Annotated in this window: 16 protein-coding genes; 15 read left to right on the forward strand and 1 reads right to left on the reverse strand. The window is 47.2% G+C overall.

The features are described 5' to 3' along the window. Window positions 1–49 precede the first annotated feature (49 nt). The 12 genes from relA (at window position 50) to rpoS (ending at window position 12,749) form a co-directional block, all read left to right on the forward strand. A complete protein-coding gene (gene relA, locus HRU42_RS06250) occupies window positions 50–2,254 on the forward strand; it encodes a GTP diphosphokinase (protein WP_295029596.1) in 2,205 nt (734 codons plus the stop codon). Between the two features lie 73 nt (window positions 2,255–2,327). Beyond that, window positions 2,328–3,125 carry a nucleoside triphosphate pyrophosphohydrolase gene (gene mazG / locus HRU42_RS06255; protein ID WP_295029597.1) on the forward strand — a complete coding sequence of 266 codons (798 nt, stop codon included), beginning with the start codon at window positions 2,328–2,330 and terminating at the stop codon, window positions 3,123–3,125. Window positions 3,126–3,239: 114 nt separating this feature from the next. Beyond that, window positions 3,240–4,877: a CTP synthase gene (locus HRU42_RS06260; RefSeq protein ID WP_295029598.1), complete on the forward strand. Its 1,638-nt coding sequence runs from the start codon at window positions 3,240–3,242 to the stop codon at window positions 4,875–4,877. A gap of 130 nt (window positions 4,878–5,007) precedes the next feature. Continuing rightward, window positions 5,008–6,300 carry a phosphopyruvate hydratase gene (gene eno, locus HRU42_RS06265; protein ID WP_295029600.1) on the forward strand — a complete coding sequence of 431 codons (1,293 nt, stop codon included), beginning with the start codon at window positions 5,008–5,010 and terminating at the stop codon, window positions 6,298–6,300. Between the two features lie 155 nt (window positions 6,301–6,455). Then, complete coding sequence (gene ftsB, locus HRU42_RS06270; RefSeq protein WP_295029601.1) at window positions 6,456–6,746, forward strand: cell division protein FtsB; 291 nt, start codon at window positions 6,456–6,458, stop codon at window positions 6,744–6,746. Between the two features lie 36 nt (window positions 6,747–6,782). Further along, window positions 6,783–7,493, forward strand: a complete 711-nt coding sequence (ispD, locus tag HRU42_RS06275) for a 2-C-methyl-D-erythritol 4-phosphate cytidylyltransferase (RefSeq protein ID WP_295029602.1) — start codon at window positions 6,783–6,785, stop codon at window positions 7,491–7,493. Window positions 7,494–7,580: 87 nt separating this feature from the next. After that, window positions 7,581–8,066, forward strand: coding sequence for a 2-C-methyl-D-erythritol 2,4-cyclodiphosphate synthase (gene ispF, locus HRU42_RS06280; RefSeq protein ID WP_295029604.1), 486 nt, complete (start codon window positions 7,581–7,583; stop codon window positions 8,064–8,066). Between the two features lie 48 nt (window positions 8,067–8,114). Further along, window positions 8,115–9,188, forward strand: a complete 1,074-nt coding sequence (gene truD, locus HRU42_RS06285) for a tRNA pseudouridine(13) synthase TruD (RefSeq protein ID WP_295029605.1) — start codon at window positions 8,115–8,117, stop codon at window positions 9,186–9,188. Between the two features lie 109 nt (window positions 9,189–9,297). Beyond that, complete coding sequence (gene surE / locus HRU42_RS06290; protein WP_295029606.1) at window positions 9,298–10,047, forward strand: 5'/3'-nucleotidase SurE; 750 nt, start codon at window positions 9,298–9,300, stop codon at window positions 10,045–10,047. After that, window positions 10,044–10,679, forward strand: a complete 636-nt coding sequence (locus HRU42_RS06295; RefSeq protein WP_295029607.1) for a protein-L-isoaspartate(D-aspartate) O-methyltransferase — start codon at window positions 10,044–10,046, stop codon at window positions 10,677–10,679. The genes surE and HRU42_RS06295 overlap by 4 nt, the downstream gene beginning before the upstream one ends. Before the next feature lie 119 nt (window positions 10,680–10,798). After that, entirely contained in the window at window positions 10,799–11,695 is an 897-nt protein-coding gene (locus HRU42_RS06300; protein WP_295029608.1) for a peptidoglycan DD-metalloendopeptidase family protein, read from the forward strand. A gap of 82 nt (window positions 11,696–11,777) precedes the next feature. Continuing rightward, a complete protein-coding gene (rpoS, locus tag HRU42_RS06305) occupies window positions 11,778–12,749 on the forward strand; it encodes an RNA polymerase sigma factor RpoS (RefSeq protein WP_295029609.1) in 972 nt (323 codons plus the stop codon). A gap of 447 nt (window positions 12,750–13,196) precedes the next feature. On the opposite strand, the gene mutS is transcribed toward rpoS, so the two are convergent. Continuing rightward, window positions 13,197–15,764: a DNA mismatch repair protein MutS gene (gene mutS / locus HRU42_RS06310; RefSeq protein WP_295029610.1), complete on the reverse strand. Its 2,568-nt coding sequence runs from the start codon at window positions 15,762–15,764 to the stop codon at window positions 13,197–13,199. Window positions 15,765–16,116: 352 nt separating this feature from the next. On the opposite strand from mutS, the gene recA reads away from it, so the two are divergent. The 3 genes from recA (at window position 16,117) to csrA (ending at window position 21,007) form a co-directional block, all read left to right on the forward strand. Continuing rightward, the gene (gene recA, locus HRU42_RS06315; RefSeq protein ID WP_295029611.1) at window positions 16,117–17,175 is read left to right on the forward strand and encodes a recombinase RecA; all 1,059 of its coding nucleotides are present in this window, start codon (window positions 16,117–16,119) and stop codon (window positions 17,173–17,175) included. A 398-nt stretch (window positions 17,176–17,573) separates the two neighbouring features. Beyond that, the gene (gene alaS / locus HRU42_RS06320; RefSeq protein ID WP_295029612.1) at window positions 17,574–20,198 is read left to right on the forward strand and encodes an alanine--tRNA ligase; all 2,625 of its coding nucleotides are present in this window, start codon (window positions 17,574–17,576) and stop codon (window positions 20,196–20,198) included. A 611-nt stretch (window positions 20,199–20,809) separates the two neighbouring features. Further along, window positions 20,810–21,007, forward strand: a complete 198-nt coding sequence (csrA, locus tag HRU42_RS06325) for a carbon storage regulator CsrA (RefSeq protein ID WP_076416871.1) — start codon at window positions 20,810–20,812, stop codon at window positions 21,005–21,007. The last annotated feature ends 346 nt before the right edge of the window (window positions 21,008–21,353 follow it).

Raw genomic sequence — 21,353 nt, forward strand, 5'->3', positions numbered from 1 at the left:
TTAGGTTCCTGAGCGTACTTTAAGATTTAAAGTTAAGGATGTTATTGAGATGGTATCAGTTCGAGAAGCACATTTTAGTGATCCGGATTTTCAGTTAGAAGACTGGGTCAATCGTTACATCAGTGACACAGATGAAGCCCAATCTCTACTCGAACTGCTGCGTCAGATTGAGACCCTGATGTTGCAGCATGGTAATGATACTAATCTGATCCAGCGTGCCAGAGAGTTGATAGAGATTCTCGCGCCGCTGAACATGGATATCGAAACCTTACAGGCATCCGTCATCTTCGTGGCCTATGATGCCGGCATCTTAACCAAGGAGTCACTGGAGGAGTCCTTCGGTAAGGGGCTCGCCACCTTAGTGCGCAGTGTCGAAACCATGAATGCCATCGGCGCATTGAAAATCAATGACCAGTCCCGCGCCACTGAGCCTCAGATAGATAACATCCGCCGTATGTTACTGGCCATGGTGGAAGATGTCCGCGCCGTGGTGATCAAGCTCGCCGAACGCATCTGTTTGCTCAGAGAAGTCAAGACTGCCGATGAAGAGACGCGAGTGCTCCTGGCCCGTGAAATTGCCGATATTTATGCGCCACTGGCCAACCGACTCGGGATCGGCCAACTGAAGTGGGAACTCGAAGATATATCATTTCGCTATCTTCATCCGCAAACCTATAAAGACATCGCCAAGCAGCTAGATGGTAAGCGACTGGATCGTGAGACCTTTATCGACAATTTTGTCGATCAACTGCAAGCCAGACTCGATAAAGATCACATCAGGGCCAAGGTGTATGGCCGCCCTAAACATATCTATAGCATCTGGAAGAAGATGAAGGGTAAAGATCTTAAGTTCGATGAACTGTTCGATGTCCGCGCGGTACGCATTGTCACCGATAGGCTGCAGGACTGTTATGGTGCCTTAGGTGTGGTACATACGCTGTGGCATCATATTCCCCGGGAGTTCGACGATTATGTCGCTAATCCTAAACCCAACGGTTATCAGTCTATCCATACCATAGTCGTGGGTCCCGAGGGTAAAACCGTCGAGATCCAGATCCGCACCGAGCAGATGCATGAAGATGCCGAGCTCGGGGTCGCCGCTCACTGGAAATATAAAGAGGGCACCAGCGGCGGTAAGCAGACGGGTTATGAAGAGAAGATTAACTGGCTACGCAAGATCTTGCAGTGGCAAGAGGATGTGGCCGAGAGTGGCAACCTAGTCGAAGAGGTTCGCAGCCAGGTCTTCGAAGACCGGGTCTATGTGTTTACCCCTAGCGGTGAGGTGGTCGACCTGCCGCTTGGCTCGACGGTACTCGATTTCGCCTACTATATTCATTCCCATGTGGGACATAAGTGTATAGGGGCAAAAGTCGATGGCCGCATCGTGCCCTTTACCTATCAGGTGGAAACGGGCCAGCGCATCGAGATCATCACCTCTAAGCAGCCTAATCCTAAGCGTGACTGGCTAAATCCCCACCTAGGTTACATTCGCTCATCTCGAGCGCGTTCTAAGATCCAACACTGGTTTAAACAGCAAGACAGAGACAAGAACTGTGCTGCTGGGCGTGAGATGATGGAAACTGAGCTTTCACGTGTGGGACTCAAGCTCAAAGACGCTCAAAGTGCGGTGGAGCGGTTTAATATGGTGAGCATGGATGACCTCTTAGCCGCGATCGGTGGTGGAGATGTCAGGCTCAACCAGGTGGTTAATCATGTACAGAGCCAGATGCGTAAGCATGAGCTATCCGATGCGGAAGCGGTCGAAGATCTGGTGAAGAAGAGTCAGAGTAAGGCGGGAAAGAAAGGTAAGGGCCAGGTTGAAGTGAATGGCGTGGGCAACTTGATGAATCATATCGCCCGTTGTTGCCAGCCGGTACCCGGGGATGAGATCTTTGGTTTCATCACCAAGGGCCGTGGGATCTCGGTGCACAGGGCCGATTGTGATCAAGTCAAAGAGTTAATCCGCGCCCATCCTGAACGTACTGTCGATGTGGTGTGGGGAGAGAATTATTCCGGCGGCTATAAGATCCGCTTGCGGATCATCGCCAATGACAGATCGGGTCTGTTGCGTGATCTGACCTCGGTACTCGCCGCCGAAAAAACCCATGTGATGGCGATGAGCACATCATCGGATGTTAAGACACAGACGGCCGCTATCGAACTCGAGTTGGAGTTGTATAATCTCGATGGACTCTCTAAGGTGTTGGCGAAAATTAATCAGGTGGAAGGCGTGAGTGAAGCCAGACGCTTGTAGCCTAAATCGAGTGGTTACCCTTATTTAATCAAGGCGGCTGTTGCCGCCTTTTTATATGGCTTACGGAATTAAGATGAAAAACAGTGAAATTCAACCGCTACTGGATGTGATGGCAAGGCTCAGGGATCCGCAATCGGGTTGCCCCTGGGATCTGGCGCAATCATTTAGCACTATTGTGCCTTTTACCTTAGAAGAGGCCTATGAAGTTGCCGACACCATAGAGCGTATGGCCTTAGATGAGCTTCCCGATGAGCTTGGGGACTTGCTGTTTCAGGTGGTGTTCTATTGCCAGCTGGGTAAAGAGCAAGGCCTGTTCGATTTCGGGGATGTAGTCGAGAAAATATGCAACAAGCTTACTTCGAGACATCCCCATGTATTTGGCTCTCTTAAAGAGGCGAGCGCCGAGCAAGTGAAGCAAAATTGGGAAAGCATAAAAGCCAAAGAGCGCAGGGATAAATCCCTTCATTCGGTATTGGATAACATTCCGCTTGCCTTACCTGCACTGACTCGCTCGGTTAAAATTCAGCAACGCGTCGCCCGAGTCGGGTTCGACTGGGATGATTTGGGCCCAGTAGTGGATAAAATTCATGAGGAGATCGACGAAGTCTTGCATGAGGTCAGATTAGATAAGCCGATACAAGAGAAGATACAAGATGAGATGGGCGATCTGTTATTTGCCGTGACTAACCTAGCACGTCATCTAGGTATTGAACCTGAGCAGGCCCTGCGTCAGGCAAATGCCAAGTTTGAACGACGTTTCAGAGGCGTCGAAACCTTAGCAAGCAAGAGCGGTAAATCGATGGAAGCCCACAGCCTAAGCGAACTCGATGGCTATTGGGATCGGGTAAAGCGTAATGAAGTGCACAAATAGATAAAAATTATCGCTGAACTTGTTTGTCGTATCGTTGGAGTTTTGCTAGAATTGCGCCCCGTCCTAGTGCTTTCTTACAAGCACATATTTCCCACTCATTTTCTCAGGTTCATAATGACAACAAGGTATATCTTCGTAACTGGTGGTGTGGTTTCATCACTAGGTAAAGGCATTGCGGCAGCATCGTTAGCGGCAATTTTAGAGGCTAGAGGCCTAAACGTAACCATTATGAAGCTAGATCCATATATTAACGTGGATCCAGGCACCATGAGCCCAACTCAGCACGGAGAAGTTTTTGTTACCGAGGACGGAGCAGAAACAGATCTGGATCTAGGTCATTATGAGCGCTTCATTCGTACCAAGATGAACCGTCGTAATAACTTCACCACAGGCCGTATCTATGAAGAAGTGCTGCGTAAAGAACGTCGTGGTGACTATCTAGGTGCGACCATTCAGGTCATTCCTCACATCACTAACGCCATCAAAGACCGAGTGCTCGCCGGTGGTGAAGGTCATGATGTCGCGCTCGTCGAGATCGGCGGCACGGTCGGTGATATCGAGTCACTGCCATTTTTAGAAGCTATTCGTCAGTTAGGTGTTGAACTGGGTCGTGAACGTACCTTGTATATGCATCTGACTCTGGTGCCTTTCTTAGGCGCTGCAGGTGAGGTCAAGACCAAACCTACACAGCATTCGGTGAAAGAGCTGCGCTCTATCGGTATCGCTCCGGACATTCTTATCTGTCGTGGTGATCGCGTGCTTCCTGCCAATGAGAGAGCGAAAATCTCACTCTTCTGTAATGTTGAAGAACGTGCGGTCATCTCACTCAAAGATGTGGATAGCATCTACAAGATCCCTGCGCTACTCAAGGCTCAAAGCCTAGATGATATCGTGGTCAAGCGCTTCGGCATCGACTGTAAAGAAGCCGATCTGCATGAGTGGGAACAAGTGATCTACCAAGAAGCCAACCCTACCGGTGAAGTGACTATCGGCATGGTGGGTAAGTATATTGAACTGCCAGATGCCTATAAGTCTGTCAATGAGGCCCTGAAGCATGCGGGTCTGTTTAACCGAGTATCGGTGAATATCAAGTATGTCGACTCTCAGACCCTTGAAGCTAAGGGGACCGAAGATCTGGAAGGCCTGGACGGCATCCTAGTACCGGGTGGTTTCGGTGAGCGTGGCGTAGAAGGTAAGATACTCGCAGCCAAGTTTGCTCGCGAAAATAAGGTGCCATATTTCGGCATCTGCCTAGGTATGCAGGTCGCATTAATCGAGTTTGCCCGCAACGTAGCCGGCTTAGAAAATGCTCACTCTACCGAATTTAATAAGCAAACGCCGTATCCCGTCGTTGGCTTGATCACCGAGTGGCTCAATGAAGACGGTGCAGTTGAAGAGCGTCATGAATCGTCAGATCTTGGCGGCACAATGCGCCTGGGTGCACAACTTTGTCACCTCTCAGAGGGAAGTAAGGCTGCCGAAGCCTACGAAGGCAATTCTTGTGTCGAGCGTCATCGTCATCGTTTCGAAGTGAACAACCACTATAAAGAACGTCTAGAGCAAGCTGGATTAATATTCAGTGGTCTTTCCTCTGATCGCCAGCTTGTTGAAATGATCGAGCTACCCAATCATCCTTGGTTTGTCGCCGGTCAATTCCACCCTGAATTTACATCCACGCCTCGGGATGGTCAGCCATTATTTAAAGGCTTTATTGCCGCTGCCAACGCGTACCAAAAACGCGACTTAGGCTAAATCAGTGACATTAAGCCGCTTCCAAATTCTGGAAGCGGCTTTTTTGTTTGCTGATGATGTGAATTCGGATAAATAAATTTTAGTTTTACTTTATTTTTGATTTTATTTTTAAACTTAAACCGAGGAAATTATGGCTAAAATTATTAATGTCATTGGTCGCGAAATCATGGATTCTCGCGGAAACCCAACTGTAGAAGCCGAAGTGCACCTTGAAGGTGGCTTTCATGGCATGGCGGCAGCACCGTCTGGGGCATCTACCGGTAGTCGCGAAGCGTTAGAGCTACGTGATGGTGACAAGAGCCGCTACATGGGTAAGGGCGTGCTTAAAGCCGTTGCTAACATCAATGGTCCTATCCGTGATGCCTTGCTAGGTAAGGACGCTACGGCTCAGGCCGAGCTTGATCAGATCATGATCGATGTCGATGGTACCGAAAACAAAGATAAGCTAGGCGCAAACGCTATCTTGGCTGTGTCTTTAGCTGCGGCTAAAGCGGCTGCGGCATTTAAAGGCGTCCCTTTATACGCACATATCGCCGACTTAAACGGTACTCCTGGCCAATACACTATGCCTGTGCCTATGATGAACATCATCAATGGCGGTGAGCATGCGGATAATAACGTCGACATTCAGGAGTTTATGGTTCAGCCTGTTGGCGCTAAGAATTTCCGTGAAGCCTTACGTATGGGCGCCGAGATTTTCCATAACTTGAAGAAAGTACTTCAGGATAAGGGTCTGAACACGGCTGTTGGTGATGAAGGTGGTTTCGCTCCAGATCTGGCCTCTAATGCAGATGCGCTGGCTGTGATCAAGGTTGCTGTCGAGAAAGCCGGCTACAAGCTAGGTGAAGATGTGACGCTTGCGCTCGATTGTGCGGCTTCTGAATTCTATAAAGACGGTCAATATAATCTCGCTGGTGAAGGTAAAGTTTTCAGCGCCAATGGTTTCTCTGATTTCCTCAAGGAGCTGACTGAGCAATATCCTATCGCATCGATAGAAGATGGCTTAGACGAGTCAGATTGGGATGGTTGGGCATATCAGACGCAGATCTTAGGTGATAAGATCCAGTTAGTGGGCGACGATCTATTCGTGACTAACACTAAGATCCTCAAGCGCGGTATCGATAACAAGATAGGTAACTCTATCCTGATCAAGTTCAACCAGATTGGTACGCTTACTGAGACGCTTGCGGCTATCCGTATGGCGAAAGAAGCCGGTTACACCGTGGTGATTTCCCATCGTAGTGGTGAGACGGAAGATTCGACTATCGCCGATCTTGCTGTCGGGACGTGTGCCGGTCAGATTAAGACGGGTTCTCTGAGCCGTTCAGATCGTATTGCCAAGTACAACCAACTGCTTCGTATCGAAGAGCAGCTAGGTGAGAAAGCGCCATATCTTGGTCGTAGCGAAATTAAGGGGCTGTAATAATCGGCTCGCCGAACGATTCAAGATTGGAGATCCCCTCTCTATAGAATGAGTCGGTCAGCCTGGTTAAATTGTCGTTATTAATGAAAAGGTCACCACAGGGTGGCCTTTTTTGTTGTATTATCTCGGCTGAGTGTCGAATAATGGGTATCGCAATGAAAGGTTTCCTATTTGTATTGTTAGGCTTGCTAGGCATACTTCAATACCAGTTATGGTACGGGGCAAATAACCTGCCTGGATCTGTTCAGCTTCGCGAACAGATAGCGATTCAGCAAGCGGGAAATGCCAAGTTAATTGAACGCAATCAAGTGTTGCGGGAAGAGATAATCGATCTTCGCAGTGGCACCGAAGCATTAGAAGAGCGTGCTCGAAATGAACTGGGCATGGTCAAAAAGGATGAAACATTCTTTCGTGTCGTGGGTGGCAGCCTAAAGCCTGCAAATTGATTGACCTCCTAATCTTAAACAAGCAGAAACTTATTCATGAATGATTTCCAAGAAAAGATTATTGCCATCGTTCCTGCTGCCGGTATAGGCAGTCGCATGGGAGCCGACGTGCCTAAGCAGTATCTGAAAATAGCCGGTCAGCCAATTCTATCGTTAACCTTACAAGTGCTCCTCACTCATCCGAGAATCGACCGTGTGATCCTAGCACTTCACCCACAAGATAGTTATTTCTCCTCTCTACCTGAGGCTAGACACCCGAAATTGCTCAGCCTTGTCGGTGGTGAAGAACGCTCAGACTCTGTCTTGGCGTGCCTGAATCGAGTCGAATTAGATTGCTGGGCCATGGTACATGATGCGGCGCGTCCCTGTTTGACCCATAGCGATATCGATAAGCTTATCGATTCGCGAGGTTTATTTCCCCAGGGCGCCATCTTAGCCTCACCCGTTCGAGATACCATGAAGAGAGGGGATAAACAGGGATGTATTGAACAGACAGTATGTCGTGAACAGTTATGGCATGCCCTGACTCCACAGATTTTTCCTCTGGTGTCCCTCAGAGATAATTTAGCCAAGGCCTTGAAGGCGAACGTAAACATCACCGACGAAGCCTCAGCCATGGAATGGGCTGGAATTGCGCCGGGACTAGTGACAGGCAGAGCCGATAATATTAAGATCACCCATCCGGACGATCTTCGATTGGCTGAACTCTTTCTCAGCCAAGCTGAAGTGGAACAAGCTGAAGGCTGACGGCCTCGGAAACTGACCGGAGATAATCTCAATTGATAATCTAGATTATCTCGTGGTGTTAATTGAATACGCTAAATGGAATGAACAATGAATATACGCATAGGCCATGGTTTTGATGTACATAAATTTGGTGGCGACGCGCCATTATTGCTAGGCGGTGTGCATGTCCCCTATGAGTTAGGTTTGATTGCACATTCTGATGGTGATGTAGTGCTACACGCCATATCAGATGCTATCTTAGGCTCGGTCGCCTTAGGGGATATCGGTAAACATTTCCCCGATACCGATGCGGCGTTCAAGGGAGCCGACAGTCGCCAGCTGTTGCGTCATTGCTACAGCTTGGCAAGAGATAAAGGCTTCGAGCTTGGTAACCTGGATGTCACCATTATCGCTCAAGTACCTAAGATGGCGCCCCACATAGAAGCCATTCGTGAAGTGCTGAGCCAAGACTTAGAGACCAGCATAGAGAATATTAATGTTAAGGCGACCACGACCGAGAAGCTAGGCTTTACCGGTCGTAAAGAGGGCATTGCCGTCGAAGCCGTCGTATTGGTCACTAAGATAGCCATATAAAGTTTTTAAAACAGATTCGATTGACCCCATTAGAGAATAAGAGTGACCATGATAGAACTGCATTATTTACACGGTAAACCAGCATCCAAGGCCGATCTTCGTACGCAAAATAGCGATTTCATTGTGCAGGAAATATTGCCTTTCAGCCCCACTGGGGAGGGAGAGCACCACCTGCTACATATTCGTAAACAGGGGCTCAATACTGCCGATGTGGTTAAGATATTATCTGGTTTTGCCCATGTTCATCCTAAAGAGGTGACCTATGCGGGTCAGAAGGATAAGAATGCGATCACTGAGCAGTGGTTTGGCGTGCGTATTCCAGGTAAAGATACTCCGGATTGGGCCAGCTTAAATTGCGATGAACTGACTATCTTGTCGAGTCATCGTCACAGTAAAAAGTTAAGAATTGGTGCCTTGGCCGGTAACCGTTTTAGCTTAACCATGCGTAACGTGACCGATATGCAAGATGTGCTTACGCGATTAGCGCTAGTGAACGAGACCGGCGTGCCTAATTATTTCGGTGAGCAAAGATTCGGTCATGACGGAAAAAATTTAGTCTTCGGTCGACAGATGTTTAGCGGTCGTAAGGTGAAAGACAGGAAGAAGCGCAGCATGTATCTCTCTGCCGTTCGCTCCTATCTGTTCAATTACGTCACATCGATGCGGCTGGCCGAACACGGCCTAGAGAAACTCGATGGCGACAGTGTGATGTTAGCTGGCAGTAAAAGTTATTTTGTTGCCGAGCAATGGGATGATGCGTTACTTAAGCGTCTGGATGAAAAAGATATCCAGCTGTCGGCACCTATGTGGGGCAGGGGAACGGCATTGCCTCAAGGTCATGCGGCAGACTTCGAGGCTAAGGCATTAGCCGAATTTGACACGGATCGTGATGGATTAGAACATGCGGGATTAGAGCAAGAGCGTCGCCCCTTGTTACTCGAGCCTCAGCATTTATCCTATCAGCAAGAGGGAGACGATGTGATAGTGATTAAATTTGCACTGCCAGCTGGCAGTTTCGCGACCTCGGTGTTGCGAGAATTGTTTGATTATGAAGATGTCAACGAGCGTGAGTTTCGCCAACGTCAGTTAGCGCGCCGTGAGCAAGAGCAAGATTCAGCATAGCGCTAAGTTAACTTAGGCAATATTTGGCTCAACCTTAAATTAACGCTAAGGTTTCAGCGCCATTTCAGATTTATTCAATATTTATATAATGATTTATAGCAGGCCAATAATGATAAAGATCCTAGTGAGTAACGATGATGGTGTCACAGCACCGGGAATTAAGGCGTTATCGGATGCATTATCTGTGTCCTATCAGGTCATGACTGTGGGGCCAGATCGTAACTGCTCAGGAGCGAGTAATTCATTAACCTTGACGAACCCTTTACGCATTAATACCTTAAGTAATGGTTTTGTGTCAGTAAGCGGAACACCGACCGACAGTGTTCATCTTGCAATACGTGAGTTGTATTCAGATGAGCCCGATATGGTGGTGGCTGGGATCAATGCTGGTGCAAATTTAGGTGATGATACTCTGTATTCCGGTACCGTAGCGGCGGCCATGGAGGGACGTTTTCTTGGCTTGCCTGCCGTTGCCGTTTCACTGGTGGGCTCAAAATTGGCACATTTCGATACGGCAGCCCATTTTGCTTGTCGGATTATTGCCGGCCTACTTAATAAACCTATCGCTCAGGATCAGATTTTAAATATTAATGTTCCCGATCTACCGATTAATGAAATTAAAGGGATCAAGGTCACTCGTTTAGGGGCAAGACACAGAGCCGAAGGTATGATTAAGGTTCAAGATCCAGCGGGAAGAGACATCTATTGGTTAGGGCCCCCGGGAGATGAGCAAGATGCCAGCGAAGGAACGGATTTCCATGCAGTGAACCATGGTTATGTATCTGTGACACCTTTGACCGTTGACTTGACCGCGTACGAGAGAATTAGACCTCTGCAAGAATGGATAGATAATATATGAATGGAGTTGCGACGACCTCAGCTTTAAATTTAGCCAGAAGTTTACATGAATCGGGTATAAAGAGTGAGAAGGTGTTGCAGGCATTAGCCAACACACCCAGAGAACTCTTCCTGGATGCTGCTTTAGGGCATAAAGCTTATGAAAACACTGCTTTACCTATCGGGCAAGGGCAAACAATTTCTCAGCCTTATATCGTTGCAAGAATGACCGAGCTGCTGCTGGATCACAGTCCATCTAAGGTGTTGGAAATCGGTACTGGCTCAGGATACCAGGCTGCCATATTGGCGCAACTGGTACCAGAGCTATGTACTGTCGAGCGGATCAAGAGTCTACAGATCCAGGCACGCCAAAGATTAAAAAAGATAGACCTTCACAATATTTCATTTAAATATGGAGATGGTTGGCAAGGCTGGCCTAATAAAGGGCCGTTCGATGCCATCATGGTGACGGCGGCGGCGAGTCGTATTCCAGAGGCGCTATTGACTCAGTTAGACGATGGGGGAGTACTGGTTATTCCTGTTGGAGAGGAGTCCCAGCAACTGCTGAAAGTGGTACGTAAGGGGCAGACCTTCACTTCAGAGGTGGTCGAAATGGTTCGCTTTGTGCCTCTTATAAACGGGGAGCTAGCTTAATTCGCCAGGCTGGCCGTTTCGTCTCAGATGCTTTGGTTATTTTTTAGATATTTACAGGCTCTTATAGCAGCCTGCTTGGCTGATTATGGAAGGGGGTATTTTTGATTACTGGTTTGAAGATGAATTGCAATAATCTACTTCTATTAGCGCTATGCATTTGCTTCGCCGGCTGTAGCTTTCAGTCGGATAGACCCGCTCCTGTGGTAAATGTCATGACTCCAGTCATGGCTAGTTACGATAAAGGCTCATTAAAATCAGATTCTTATCTCGTTAAGAGAGGGGATACCCTCTATTCTATCGCCTGGGCATCTAACAAAAACTTCATTGATTTAGCGAACAACAATAAGCTTAACAAGCCCTATACCATCTACCCTGGACAGAAACTAAATCTTAACTTGACACCTACTGTTACAAATAGCCAAACGGCTAAGAAAGTACAGAATAATCATTCTAAAGTCGTATCAAATCACAGTAAAGCGAATAAAAAACAAACACATACTTCTGTTGCGTCGACCAGCCCCCCCCCAGAGGTGGTTAAAAAGAAATCACTTGATCCGGTTAGAGACTCTGCGTATTCTGTAACGACTAATCAACAAGATGTTAACAAAAGTATCCACAGGCCAACGACGCAGATACCCACTAAAGTCAGTCAGTGGTTATGGCCGGTGAGAGGTAACTTGATTGGTCGATTCTCAGCTAATGAGCAAGGGAATAAAGGAATTAAGATAGCAGGCAAACGAGGTGACATAATTAAGTCTGCAGCCGATGGGCGGGTGGTTTATGCAGGCAGTGCCCTTAGAGGCTATGGCAATTTAGTCATCATCAAACATAGTGACGATTTTCTCAGTGCCTACGCACATGCTGATAAGATCTTAGTCAAAGAAAAACAGTTTGTCTCTATGGGGCAAACGCTTGCAACAATGGGCAGTACGGGCACCGACCGGGTCATGTTACATTTTGAAATCCGATACCACGGGAAGTCTGTTAACCCACTTAAATATTTACCTAAACAATAATGGTTTAGGTGCCAGTTTGGCATTTGGAGGATAGTAAATTGCAGTAATTTAAATCGAAATTGAAAATTAGGGAGATCATTTTATGGGTCGTAGAACTAGTACCGCAATAGCGGAGCCGTTAGTGGACTTGCCAAAAAACGAGTCTGTTGTAGCAACAAAAAAAGGAAATAAGTCACAAGAAGCAGAGCTTGAACAGCAGGTTCAAGACGATCTGCAGAAAAACCTGGATGCAACTCAGTTGTATTTGGGCGAGATAGGTTTTTCCCCTCTACTGAGCGCGGAAGAGGAAGTTTATTTCTCTCGTAAAGCATTGAAAGGTTGTGGTAAGTCACGTAACCGCATGATTGAAAGTAATCTTAGACTCGTGGTTAAGATAGCCCGTCGTTATAACAACCGTGGACTCGCATTATTAGACCTTATCGAAGAGGGTAATTTAGGCCTTATCCGCGCCGTTGAGAAATTTGACCCCGAAAGAGGATTCAGGTTTTCTACCTATGCGACTTGGTGGATCAGACAGACCATAGAACGTGCCATCATGAATCAGACCAGAACGATTCGTCTCCCAATACATGTAGTCAAAGAACTCAATGTATATTTGCGCACCGCAAGAGAGTTAGCTCATAAGCTAGATCATGAACCGACCGCCGAAGAGATAGCGGCTAAACTGGATCTGCCAAGTTCTGATGTCAGTCGTATGCTGAAACTTAACGAAAGGATCACTTCGGTCGATACGCCTCTAGGTGGAGATAATGATAAAGCCTTGCTCGATGTACTTGCCGCCGATGATAATGTGGGGCCGGATTACAAGGTACAAAACGAAGACATGTCAAAGTCTGTGGTTAAATGGCTCGATGAACTCAACACTAAGCAAAGAGAGGTGTTAGCGCGCCGTTTTGGCTTGTTGGGCTATGAACCCTCTACGCTAGAGAATGTGGGTAAAGAGATAGGTCTAACACGAGAGCGTGTACGTCAAATTCAAGTAGAAGCCCTTAAACGTCTTAAAGATTTACTCGGTGCTCAAGGTTTATCGGTAGAGGCCATTTTTAAGAGTTAGCTGTAACTTGTTCATTATTATCCTTAATTATTAAGCTGTGAGTCGCAGAATCAAGATGAAGGCTAGCCTCACGCATTATAAGAGTGTTTTCTTTTGAGCAAGCCTAAACATTTTGGATAACCGTTTCTATTGATGCATTGGTGATTAGATTTTCAAGTTAAGGCCAGGCACTAGTCTTTGTCATTAGCCGTAAGAATAGTTGTCAGTATCACCTATCAGTATTACATAAAAAAAACGCACTCTAGGTGCGTTTTTGTGTCTGGAACACTTATGTCTATTTGCCAGGGATGGTAAAAAATAGACTTTGTGTCTGGAACACTTATGTCTATTTGCCAGGGATGGTAAAAAATAGACTTTGTGTCTGGCATCTCTTGTAAAGAGTGATGTCACTCTCTTATCCCTATCCCTATCCCTACATCAGCATTCCATTGAAGAGCAGGCATATGCCTAAGCTAGCTGTTTCAGTCTGTACAATATCTCTAAGGCTTGCTTCGGGCTGAGCTCATCAGGATTAATACCTTGTAATGCATCTTCGACCGGCGATATTTGTTGCTCTGCAAAGACCCTAGCTTGTAGTGGTGATTCCAGAGTGATGTCCTTGCTGTCGCGGCTCTCTAAGTGATGCAGTTTATGTTTGGCTGCGGTTATGACTCTGGCTGGTACACCTGCCAGAGCGGCGACTTGTAAGCCATAGCTTTTACTCGCGGCGCCTTCTTGTACCGCATGCATGAAGACTATGGTGTCTCCATGTTCTATCGCATCGAGATGAACATTTTCTACATTGTCGATGAGATCAGGTAGCTGGGTGAGTTCGAAGTAGTGAGTCGCAAATAACGTCATAGCGCCAATTTTTTCGGCTAAATACTCGGCAGCCGACCAGGCCAGGGAGAGTCCGTCGTATGTCGACGTCCCGCGACCTATTTCATCCATCAGTACCAGACTCTGGGTCGTGGCATTATGGAGAATATTGGCCGTTTCTGTCATCTCCACCATGAAGGTTGAGCGACCGGAAGCGAGATCATCCGATGCGCCTATACGTGTAAAGATACGATCCACAGGGCCAATAACGGCATCTTGGGCCGGTACATAAGAGCCAATATGTGCCATAAGAGTGATCAAGGCAACTTGTCTCATATAGGTTGATTTACCGCCCATATTTGGCCCTGTTACGATCAACATTTTACGCGTGGAGTTCAGGGTCACGGGATTAGCGATAAAAGGGCTTTGACTGACTTGCTCGACCACGGGATGTCGGCCCGATTCTATCTGTATACCCGAGATGTCGGTGAGTGTCGGACATCGATAGTTTAGCGTCTCGGCGCGTTCGGCAAAATTACAGATGACATCAAGCTCTGCCGCACCTTGGGCGAAGAGTTGTAACTCATGCAGTTTCGGTAACAGCAGATCGAATAGCTGTTCCCAGAGCTGTTTTTCGAGTGCCAGTGCCTTGCCCTGACTGGAAAGTACTTTCTCTTCATGCTCTTTCAATTCGGCAATGATGTAACGTTCAGTATTCTTCAGGGTCTGTCTTCGCTGGTAGCTCAGAGGCACCAGCGAAGATTCCCGACGACTGACTTCGATATAATAACCATGAACCCGGTTGTAGCCGACTTTAAGGGTAGATATACCGGTCGACTCTTTTTCGCGAGCCTCTAATTCTGTGAGGTAATCCGTCGCCCCCTTACTCAAGGCGCGCCATTGGTCTAGCTCTTCATTGTAGCCATCCTTCAGGACGCCACCATCGCGGATCAACATAGGCGGATTGTCTATGATCGCCCTGTCGAGCAACGCAAGCTCATCGGGGAACTCACCGATAATAGACGCTAACCGCTTGAGATGAGGTGACTGACAAGTAATGAGTAGCTGCTGGATCTCGGGCAAGGTAGATAATGCCTGCTTCAGACGAGAGAAATCTCTTGGTCTGGCGCTTCTCAGTGCGAGTCTAGCCGTGATGCGTTCTATATCACCCAGGGCTTTTAAATGTGGCGTCAGCGTGTCAAACAGACCGCTGTCGAGTAGCTCGGTAAGTGCACTTAAGCGAGACTCTATCTGTTGTCTATTTCGCAGCGGTTCGTGGATCCAACGTTGCAACATACGACTGCCCATGGGGGTAGTGGTATTATCCAATATCGCCGATAGGGTATTTTCACGCCCGCCTTGTAAGTTAATGGTCAGCTCTAAGTTTCTTCTCGTGGCAGCATCGAGAACGATACTGTCATCTTGATTGAACAGCACGATAGAATTGATGTGGGGCAGGGCTGTCCTTTGAGTATCTTTGACGTACTGCATCAGGCATCCTGCCGCCTGCAGTGACAAGCGCGCATTATCCAAGCCGAATCCGCGTAGATCTTTGGTCTTAAATTGATCTAAGAGCAGCTTACGGGAGGTATCGAAATCAAATTCCCATTCCGGACGCCTGCGTTTGCCATTGAATCTTGTGATAAGAGACATCTCACTGAAGTCTTCACTGTAGAGCAGCTCGGCTGGACTCGTGCGTTGCAGCTCAGCCTCTAACGCTTCTCTTGTCTCTAATTCACTGACCACGAAACGGCCGGAGCTCAAGTCTAAGGTGGCATAACCAAAGCCCGCCTTGCCATGGTATACCGCGGCAAGTAGGTTATCTTGTCTCTCTTGCAGTAAAGCCTCGTCGGTCAGGGTACCGGGTGTGACCAGACGTACCACTTTTCGCTCAACCGGGCCCTTAGAGGTGGCCGGATCGCCTACCTGCTCACAGATTGCGACTGAGACTCTAAGCTGGACTAGCTTGGCGAGATAACCTTCGACGGCGTGATAGGGCAGTCCCGCCATGGGGATTGGATCGCCGCCACTCTTACCCCGAGCGGTGAGTGAAATGCCTAGGAGTTCGGATGCTCGCTTGGCATCGTCATAGAAGAGCTCGTAGAAGTCACCCATGCGGTAAAATAATAACATGTCAGGGTTTTCGGCCTTGAGCGTCAGGTATTGGCGCATCATAGGTGTGTGTTTTTCTAGGTTTTGGGTGTCGATTGCATTCATCTACAGCTCGTTTCTTCTATGAGGTATTGAACAGGCTAGATGCCCCATCGGAGCAGCCTTAAAAATGTGATGCCAATATTAGCAATTTTTTGATTCAGTTGCGTCGTTAAAAATTAAATAGTCAGATAGAAATTTTCTTCTGCAACCGCTGCTTCTAATTGAGTCAAGATGAGCAGAAAAAAATAATCATGATCAGTACTTGATACTGTATGATTGTACAGTATACTAGTTTGCATATTGAGACTCCTATTAGGGCAGGATACAGTTTTCCTTAGCTCAAATAGCGGAGTCGCCACACGTTTATATCGGCGTTGTTGCCGTGATTTAGATTATGCGCCAAGAGGATATCGGAATGAAGATTGATGCGAACAAAGAGAAAGCACTGAATGCCGTGTTAAGTCAGATCGAGAAACAGTTCGGTAAAGGCTCTATCATGAAATTGGGCGAGAACCGCTCGATGGATGTTGAGACTATTTCTACCGGATCACTTTCTTTAGATATCGCACTCGGTGCTGGTGGACTTCCTTTAGGACGTATCGTTGAAATTTACGGCCCCGAATCTTCTGGTAAAACAACATTGACCTTAGAGGTCATCGCCGCCGCACAACGTCAAGGCCGAGTGTGCGCCTTCATCGATGCGGAGCATTCCTTAGACCCCATATATGCTAAAAATTTAGGTGTCGATATCGATAATCTACTCTGTTCTCAGCCCGATACCGGTGAGCAGGCGTTGGAAATTTGTGATGCCCTGTCTCGTTCTGGTGCCGTCGATGTTATCGTCGTCGATTCGGTTGCGGCCTTGACGCCTAAAGCCGAGATTGAAGGGGAAATTGGTGATTCGCATATGGGACTCGCGGCTCGTATGATGAGTCAAGCGATGCGTAAGCTTGCCGGTAACCTGAAACAGAGCAGTACCATGCTCATCTTTATCAACCAGATCCGGATGAAGATTGGCGTCATGTTCGGTAACCCTGAAACCACCACAGGTGGTAATGCACTTAAGTTTTACGCTTCTGTGCGTCTCGATATTCGCCGTATCGGTGCGATCAAGGATCGTGACGAAGTCATCGGCAACGAGACCCGAGTTAAAGTGGTTAAAAACAAGATCGCAGCGCCATTTAAGCAGGCTGAATTCCAAATTATTTATGGTAAAGGCATCAACCGTACGGGTGAACTCGTTGACCTTGGTGTGATACATAAATTAGTAGAGAAAGCGGGTGCCTGGTACAGCTACAAGGGGAATAAAATTGGTCAGGGCCGTGCTAATGCGGGTAAATACCTGATTGAACATCCTGAAATTTCTGATGAAATTGAAACGACACTTCGTAGCATGTTACTCGCGGCTCCCGATGCGGCTGACTCAGCTACAGGCGATGAGAATGTCGATCTCGAGACTGGTGAAGTGTTCTAGAGACGTAATTAATCTCAGGCAATAGAATATAAGTAACTCGGTGGGCCATCTGGCCCACTAGTTTGCAGTTTCGCAACTTACACGCGGCGGTTATTCACCGGCCATTCACCGGCCATTCACCGGCCATATCGGTAAGGCTCATGGCTCAACACCTATCAAACAGCCGATGACGCAAAAATATTTGCACCTAAACTCACTTCTCCTATAAGCCCTATTTTTCACACTCTAGCTTCATTTTGCGCAATACCCTCCCTAAAACTCTGGTTGTTATACCGTAGACTGCTTATAATACGCCTCAAAATAGCGCAAGTGTGTTTTGAATAACGATTTTCAGTTTGAAAAAATAATCGTCCAACACAGTGCCAATAATTTAAGTAATTTCAATTCAGGGTGATTTCATGTATCAAACCACTGCAGCGCTAAGAACGGCTTTCTTGGAGTATTTCCGCAAAAATGGTCATCAGGTTGTGGACAGCAGTTCACTGGTCCCTGTTAACGATCCTACGTTACTGTTTACTAACGCGGGTATGAACCAGTTTAAAGATGTATTTTTGGGTGAAGATAAACGTAATTACACTCGTGCGACCTCGTCTCAACGCTGTGTACGTGCCGGCGGTAAACATAACGATCTAGATAACGTAGGTTACACCGCACGTCATCATACTTTCTTCGAGATGTTAGGTAACTTCAGCTTCGGTGATTATTTTAAGCGTGAAGCGATCACATTTGCGTGGAACTTCCTGACTCAAGAGTTAAAAATTCCTAAGGAACGCCTGTGTGTCACTATTTATGAGACAGATGATGAAGCCTATGATATTTGGACCAAAGAGATAGGTGTTCCGGCAGAGAATCTGATCCGCATCGGGGATAATAAAGGTGCCCCATATGCCTCTGACAACTTCTGGCAGATGGGTGATACTGGTCCTTGTGGACCATGTTCAGAGATCTTTTATGACCATGGCGATCACATCTGGGGCGGTCGCCCTGGCACGCCAGAAGAAGACGGTGACAGATTTATCGAGATCTGGAATATAGTCTTCATGCAGTATAACCGTCAGTCCAATGGTGAGATGTTGGCGCTTCCTAAGCCTTCTGTCGATACTGGGATGGGAATTGAACGTATTGCGGCCATCATGCAGGGCGTTCACTCTAATTATGAAATCGATATTTTCCAGGCTCTGATTAAGAAAACGGCTGAAATATTAGCGGTTAGCGATTTAGAAAATAAATCACTACGAGTTATCTCCGACCATATTCGCTCATGCGCATTCTTAATTGCCGATGGTGTGATGCCTTCCAATGAAGGCCGGGGGTATGTACTTCGTCGTATCATACGTCGTGCGGTTCGCCACGGTAATAAGTTAGGTGCGACAGATTCTTTCTTCTATAAGTTGGTGCCGACGTTAATCGAGGTCATGGGTGAAGCGGGTAAGGGCTTAGTAGAAACTCAAGCCATTGTGGTTAAATCATTGCGGGCGGAAGAGGAGCAGTTTGCGCGTACGCTTGAGCGTGGTTTAGGCATCTTAGACGGTGCGCTTAACACGCTAAAGGGTAAGGTTCTCGATGGCGAGACTGCTTTCAAACTCTACGATACCTATGGTTTTCCGGTCGACCTGACAGCAGATGTCTGTCGCGAGCGTGAAATAACGGTAGATGAAGCAGGTTTTGAACTGGCGATGTCGGCGCAAAGAAAACGTGCACAAGCGGCGGGTCAGTTTGATACCGATTACAACGATTCACTCAAGATAGATGAAGAGACCGAGTTTTCAGGTTATATCGATCTCGTTTCGAACTCAAAAATTACCGCCATATATAAAGAAGGTGAGCCTGTTACCGAGATAAACGCCGGCGAAGAGGCCGTCATTGTGCTTGATAGCACGCCTTTTTACGGTGAGTCAGGCGGCCAATGTGGTGATAGCGGTACCCTGAGTGCGGATGGTATCGAGTTTATCGTTAGAGATACTCAGAAGTACGGCCAAGCCGTGGGCCATATTGGTGCCTTAAAGACGGGAAGTCTGGTGGTGGGTCAATCCCTCGAGGCTAGTGTCGATAAATCGCTGCGTCAGCGCACCGAGCTTAACCATTCAGTGACTCACTTACTCCATGCCGCGCTGCGTCAGTTGCTGGGCACTCATGTGAGTCAGAAAGGCTCCTTGGTCGATCCTGAACGTCTGCGCTTCGATTTCTCGCATTTTGAAGGGGTTAAGCCAGAAGAGCTGCAAGCCGTCGAAGACTTAGTGAATACACAAATTCGTCACAACCATCAATTGACGGCACAAGTCATGACTATCGATGCGGCGAAAGAGAAGGGGGCTATGGCCCTATTTGGCGAGAAATACGCCGATGAAGTCCGTGTCGTGACCATGGGAGACTTCTCAATTGAACTCTGTGGTGGTACCCATGTGGGACGCACTGGAGATATAGGGTTATTTAAGATCACCTCGGAGGGTGGCATCGCTGCGGGTATACGCCGTATCGAAGCTGTGACGGGGGCCGCTGCTATGGCTTATGTGGCAGGTCAAAAATCCGAGTTAGATCAAGCTGCCAAGTTACTCAAGGCCGATAGCGGTTCTGTTGTGACTAAGCTTAAGGCGCAACTAGAGCGTACCAAACAGCTGGAGAAAGAGTTATCTCAGCTAAAGGATAAGCTTGCTGCTGCGACGAGTGCAGACTTAGCCGGCGAAGCTCAAGTGATTAACGGCGTTAAAGTCTTAATCAAGAAGCTCGATGGCGTCGAACCTGGTGCGTTAAGAGGCTTGCAAGATGAGTTAAAGCAAAAGCTGGGGTCGGGTATTGTCGTACTGGGGATCGCTGGTGATGCTAAGGTAAACCTGATTGTGGGCGTGACCAAAGATCTAACGTCTAAAGTGAAGGCCGGTGAACTGGTCGCCAATATCGCTGCTCAAGTCGGTGGTAAAGGTGGTGGTCGCCCTGATATGGCTCAGGCTGGCGGAAGTCAACCTGAGCACCTAGATGCTGCTCTGAGCCAGGTATCATCTTGGTTAAAAGAGCGCCTAGCATAAGTACATGCCTTGTCAGACGCATTACTCGTCATGACGACGCTCTGAGCCGATAGGGCTACAAGGTTTAGCCTAGGTCTTAGGGGCGCTATATTAATATGGCGCCCTTTTTTATTGTTGTTATGGGCTCAGTCATTAATTGTTACATTCTGAGCGTGCATGGGAGAAGTTACCGCTAGACAGAGGAGGGAAGAATATCTATGGTTGCATGGGGATGTATAGAGCATACATGTCCAATGTCGCAGGCGCTAAGCCCGGCCAGGTGAAGCCTTCTAGCTTGTTGTGAGTTCTAGTCGGCTATTCACGCAATTTTTGTTAAATAATATGATCAATGTTTAAGGTGTTGTGCTTGGTCGTGCTTTCAGCCTTGGTGGGACTAGGATTTAATGCTAGTTTAATCCTAAGGTTTGATAATAGTTATGCAGCGGGCTCTAGGTTGTAGCCCTCTAGAGTGTTGTTTGAGGACTAGATCAGGCCTTTGACTTACAATAAGATGTATTTTAATGGTGGTTTTCCACTAGAGTACTATTAATTTGTACTAAGCTAACCTTATAATAAGCATATAACGGAAATAGTACGTATAAAGCTAAATTTGGAACTAAAGGAGTAAACGAATGCTGATATTGACTCGTCGTGTTGGTGAAACACTGATGATTGGTGATGAAGTAACTGTCACTGTTTTAGGCGTTAAGGGTAATCAAGTACGTATTGGTGTTAATGCACCTAAAGAAGTATCTGTGCATCGTGAAGAGATCTACCAGCGTATTCAGTCTGAAAAAGCAGGCAATGCGTCTGAGGGTGGAAATTTTTAGTCTTAAATGTCTTAAGAGTTACCTCATAAAATAGAAGAGTCAGTTTTTAACTGGCTTTTTTGTTTTCTGGCTTTGGGTTTCTGGTTTTTTAATATTGATTGTCTCGGTGTGTTCTAGGTTTAGAACGATATATTTATTACGTAAATCCGATGATTTATACCGAGTTTGGTTGATATCTGACTAATCTGTTTAAAAACAGCTCAAACAGAAACCCTTTATAAGAAATGGTTTGACTTATTTTCGTCAAACAGTAATATGTGCGCCAAGAAACGGAGAGGTGGCCGAGTGGCCGAAGGCGCTCCCCTGCTAAGGGAGTATGGGCTTTAAATCCCATCGAGGGTTCGAA

Origin of the sequence: Shewanella sp. (assembly GCF_013214165.1) — a bacterium.
Classification (GTDB): domain Bacteria; phylum Pseudomonadota; class Gammaproteobacteria; order Enterobacterales; family Shewanellaceae; genus Shewanella.

Bases quoted from the DNA above. Each gene is read 5' to 3' on its own strand.
- relA (WP_295029596.1), top strand. From the start codon at position 50: ATGGTATCAGTTCGAGAAGCACATTTTAGTGATCCGGATTTTCAGTTA.
- mutS (WP_295029610.1), bottom strand. From the start codon at position 15,764: ATGAATGCAATCGACACCCAAAACCTAGAAAAACACACACCTATGATG.
- HRU42_RS06260 (WP_295029598.1), top strand. From the start codon at position 3,240: ATGACAACAAGGTATATCTTCGTAACTGGTGGTGTGGTTTCATCACTA.
- csrA (WP_076416871.1), top strand. From the start codon at position 20,810: ATGCTGATATTGACTCGTCGTGTTGGTGAAACACTGATGATTGGTGAT.
- ispF (WP_295029604.1), top strand. From the start codon at position 7,581: ATGAATATACGCATAGGCCATGGTTTTGATGTACATAAATTTGGTGGC.
- mazG (WP_295029597.1), top strand. From the start codon at position 2,328: ATGAAAAACAGTGAAATTCAACCGCTACTGGATGTGATGGCAAGGCTC.
- HRU42_RS06300 (WP_295029608.1), top strand. From the start codon at position 10,799: ATGAATTGCAATAATCTACTTCTATTAGCGCTATGCATTTGCTTCGCC.
- surE (WP_295029606.1), top strand. From the start codon at position 9,298: ATGATAAAGATCCTAGTGAGTAACGATGATGGTGTCACAGCACCGGGA.
- eno (WP_295029600.1), top strand. From the start codon at position 5,008: ATGGCTAAAATTATTAATGTCATTGGTCGCGAAATCATGGATTCTCGC.
- ftsB (WP_295029601.1), top strand. From the start codon at position 6,456: ATGAAAGGTTTCCTATTTGTATTGTTAGGCTTGCTAGGCATACTTCAA.
- ispD (WP_295029602.1), top strand. From the start codon at position 6,783: ATGAATGATTTCCAAGAAAAGATTATTGCCATCGTTCCTGCTGCCGGT.
- HRU42_RS06295 (WP_295029607.1), top strand. From the start codon at position 10,044: ATGAATGGAGTTGCGACGACCTCAGCTTTAAATTTAGCCAGAAGTTTA.
- recA (WP_295029611.1), top strand. From the start codon at position 16,117: ATGAAGATTGATGCGAACAAAGAGAAAGCACTGAATGCCGTGTTAAGT.
- rpoS (WP_295029609.1), top strand. From the start codon at position 11,778: ATGGGTCGTAGAACTAGTACCGCAATAGCGGAGCCGTTAGTGGACTTG.
- truD (WP_295029605.1), top strand. From the start codon at position 8,115: ATGATAGAACTGCATTATTTACACGGTAAACCAGCATCCAAGGCCGAT.
- alaS (WP_295029612.1), top strand. From the start codon at position 17,574: ATGTATCAAACCACTGCAGCGCTAAGAACGGCTTTCTTGGAGTATTTC.